Below are 3,215 nucleotides of genomic sequence, written 5' to 3' on the forward strand. Positions count from 1 at the left end.
GCCGCATAACAATATATGCGGCTTTTTTATATTAAATTTATATTTTAGCAATGAACTGTCAGAGACATTAATTAATTAAGTAAGTTACTATCTTCCAGACACGATAAAACCGCATAGCAATTAATTGTTATGCGGTTTTATTGTTAACCATCCATGTTACCTATCACGACTGCTTTTCATGCATCCTTGCACAAATATTCAGTATATTGTGATACTGGGCATCCTGCCCTTTTCACTATAGCTTCAGTATTAACTGAAGCTATCAGCAAAGGTTATGTGTCCTTACTTCAATCGCTATTGTCATCCTAACGCTAGCTATCGAATCATTATCCTTAATGCGGTCAACTCAATCCTTGAGTCACATTCCCTAATGCCGTGTGACTATAATGCCCATTTCTCACTTCTATGTTAAGTCGCGTAAACGTCATTGCGTGTAAGCATATGCTTACACGCGTTTAAATAATAGAGTAACTCACCTTTCTTTCAGGTTTCTAAATAATCATTTCACCCATAATACCTACCAAAAAACCTAATGAGGCACCCAGTGATGGCAAATAATTATTGTCGAGCTTACTCTCAGGAATAATGTCTTGTATCAATAAATACAAGATTCCTCCACTCGCAAATGTCATCAGATACGCAGTAATATCAGGATGCTGACTGAGAAAAAAATGTCCGATTAATGCAGATATAACCCCAAAAAAGCTCAACCCAAAAAATATGACTAGTGTCTTTCGCACACTAAAACCACTGCGTACTAAGTCGCGAAACGAATTAAAAGATTCAGGTAGATTTTGTAAACCAATAAAAACTGCCAACAATAAGGCCATTTGTGGTTCGATAGCAAACACAGCACCCAAAGCAATAGACTCTGGCACAAAATCCATCATCATCGCAAGCAAAGTTGCTTGTTGACTACCTGATGATGCTAGCTTTCGATCTATTAGCATAAACAAGATAGCGCCCAATGAAAATGATCCCATCACTCCCCAAACACCCAGCTCATCCATACCTTTAGGTACCAATACCAATGCTAGTGCAGACAAAATGATACCTGCACCAAAAGACATTAATGTATGAACCAACTGTGACTTAACTGGACTGTCTTTGATATGGTGGTCAAACATGTTTGCTAATAGTCCACCTATAAATACCGTGACACCTGCAAATCCTGAAAACAAAATGAGTTTGAGTGGCATTTTTTTCCTTATTGTTATTTGAGTATCTTATAACCTGATTCCTTTTATCTGCCATCACTCGACAGCTGATCTTTGAGCCAATGATTACTCTCTGACATTTTTACTCATTTACAACTTCTTAACGTAAACGACATCTACCGCAAGGTTTTATACTCTATTATGGATAATGTAAGTAAACATTTCAAAAGATTTCTGCCAGAGTATTTATAAGTTGGAATCTAATCAGATGCCGAAGTAATAGCGTTTTAATGTATAACGTCTATTTAATATCATTATAAGATATAGCATCACGAAGACGATCAAACGCTTCTATATCAAGGCAACTGTGCCTACAACTTTTGTCTTTACATCTTATCCAGCTATAAAACACTATGCTATAAACAAAGTTATATCTATGGGCTATCGTATTGAAAATAATAGTTTTGAAAAAACAGGCGTGGCATTTTAAAGATTAATACTAAACGTGGTTTAGAAAGGTACGAAATACTATTAGGAAATCATTATGAGAAATTTATCATTTTCAACATTAAAAGCGGTAACGACTGGCAGCATAGTCGCAGCTTTATTGGCAGTGACAACAGGCTGTGTGACAACACCGAGCGGCTATAATGGCTATGACGACCTTTACGAACATGTTCATAAGGATAAGAAAGGACATAAAAAACACAAAGACAAAAAGAAAGATAAAGGTAGCTATGTCTCCGTTGTCGAGCGACGAGCTGCTAGTAAAGTTCGTAGCATGGGTTACCGTGTCAAAGACGTTAAATATAAAAATGGTGATCGTAAGATTAAGGTAAAGGCTGAGCGTGGACGCGATGATTATAAAATCGAGCTAGGCTATCCAAGTTATAACGTGATCAAACTGAAAAAGGATTAATCAGTTTTTAAGGTTCAATCCTCTTCACCAACACTTAGTTTAGACATCAAGCTTTATAACCAAGAACGGTATAACCAAATAAATCATCAAGTGGCTTATTTGGTTTTTTATGAGAAGTTTTACACCCCATAAGCTGATATTTTCCTACATAAAACTAGAAATCTAAAACTTTTATCACATCATAAGCTGGTGTTTCATATGGGTGCGCCTCTTTTAACGCCGCAATAGTAGCATCGATAAATGCTTCATCCACCACCATTTCAACTCGCCATTCATCAACCTTTTCTAAACTATCCTGTGTCCCAATATGCGGAGCACTACCTGATAATGGCACAAACTGACCAGTTCCTTGTATCTGCCAACAGCATTGCTCATAGTCTCCAATTTTCCCAGCACCAGCAGTAAACAGAGCAACCTTTACTTGGTCTAACGCTTCATCAGGAATAAACACGGTCAACTTATACATCGATTTACCTCATTAAATAGTTTTAAACCTCAAGCTATTAGTTCTTAGACAAGGAAGGATGATCGGTCCATATATAACGTAGCAGCCAATCTTTGGCGTCGCCTGCATAATCAATACCAATACGCGTGCGCAATGATACTGGAGGTTGGCGATCATCATCCTCTATCCAAACAGCTGATGTCGGAGAGATAGGTTTGCCATACAGATCGCGATTGATTTGCAAGCGTTTTGTCAATTTCCCAGGGCCTGCAAACTGCTTAAGATGTGTAAACTGCTTATCTGGACTGAGCTGCTGTTCTTCAATCAGACGGTCACTATTATCAGTCAAAAAACCAGCGCGAATCAGTACTGACTCAGGCGACTCTTTAGAGCCGCTAATTAAATTTAGCATATGATGCACACCGTATGTCAGATAGACATAAAACACGCCACCTTGCTCATACATAATCTTTGTGCGCGCCGTTCGAGTGCCTACATGTGAATGGCAAGCGGGATCATTTTGGCCTATATAGGCTTCGGTCTCAGAGATACGCATACGCAATATTTTTTCTGATCCATCGCTATCGGTTAGTTTTCGACATAAGACCTTACCAATCAGATCAGCAGCGACCACGCAGGTGGGGCGAGTAAACCAGTCAGGCTCTAAAGTAATTGATGAAGCAATAGACATTAG

General features: G+C 38.4%; 4 protein-coding genes. 1 reads left to right on the forward strand and 3 read right to left on the reverse strand.

Annotated features, from left to right (window positions below):
• Positions 1-491 precede the first annotated feature (491 nt).
• The gene (locus ACT3QQ_RS13715) at positions 492-1,199 is read right to left on the reverse strand and encodes a ZIP family metal transporter (protein ID WP_444519896.1); all 708 of its coding nucleotides are present in this window, start codon (positions 1,197-1,199) and stop codon (positions 492-494) included.
• 502 nt (positions 1,200-1,701) lie between these two features.
• Here ACT3QQ_RS13715 and ACT3QQ_RS13720 point away from each other — a divergent pair.
• Positions 1,702-2,076 (forward strand): hypothetical protein, encoded by a 375-nt coding sequence (locus tag ACT3QQ_RS13720; protein WP_444528405.1) that lies wholly within the window; start codon positions 1,702-1,704, stop codon positions 2,074-2,076.
• 154 nt (positions 2,077-2,230) lie between these two features.
• Here ACT3QQ_RS13720 and ACT3QQ_RS13725 read toward each other — a convergent pair whose 3' ends face one another.
• Complete coding sequence (locus ACT3QQ_RS13725) at positions 2,231-2,542, reverse strand: NGG1p interacting factor NIF3 (protein WP_444528406.1); 312 nt, start codon at positions 2,540-2,542, stop codon at positions 2,231-2,233.
• A gap of 37 nt (positions 2,543-2,579) precedes the next feature.
• Positions 2,580-3,212 (reverse strand): DNA-3-methyladenine glycosylase, encoded by a 633-nt coding sequence (locus tag ACT3QQ_RS13730; protein WP_444528407.1) that lies wholly within the window; start codon positions 3,210-3,212, stop codon positions 2,580-2,582.
• Positions 3,213-3,215 lie beyond the last annotated feature (3 nt).

The sequence above is a fragment of the Psychrobacter sp. AOP7-A1-24 genome (assembly GCF_052376235.1).
In the GTDB taxonomy this organism is placed as follows: domain Bacteria; phylum Pseudomonadota; class Gammaproteobacteria; order Pseudomonadales; family Moraxellaceae; genus Psychrobacter.

Excerpts from the sequence above, each read along its gene's own strand:
- ACT3QQ_RS13715 (WP_444519896.1), bottom strand. The coding sequence starts at position 1,199 with ATGCCACTCAAACTCATTTTGTTTTCAGGATTTGCAGGTGTCACGGTA.
- ACT3QQ_RS13725 (WP_444528406.1), bottom strand. The coding sequence starts at position 2,542 with ATGTATAAGTTGACCGTGTTTATTCCTGATGAAGCGTTAGACCAAGTA.
- ACT3QQ_RS13720 (WP_444528405.1), top strand. The coding sequence starts at position 1,702 with ATGAGAAATTTATCATTTTCAACATTAAAAGCGGTAACGACTGGCAGC.
- ACT3QQ_RS13730 (WP_444528407.1), bottom strand. The coding sequence starts at position 3,212 with ATGTCTATTGCTTCATCAATTACTTTAGAGCCTGACTGGTTTACTCGC.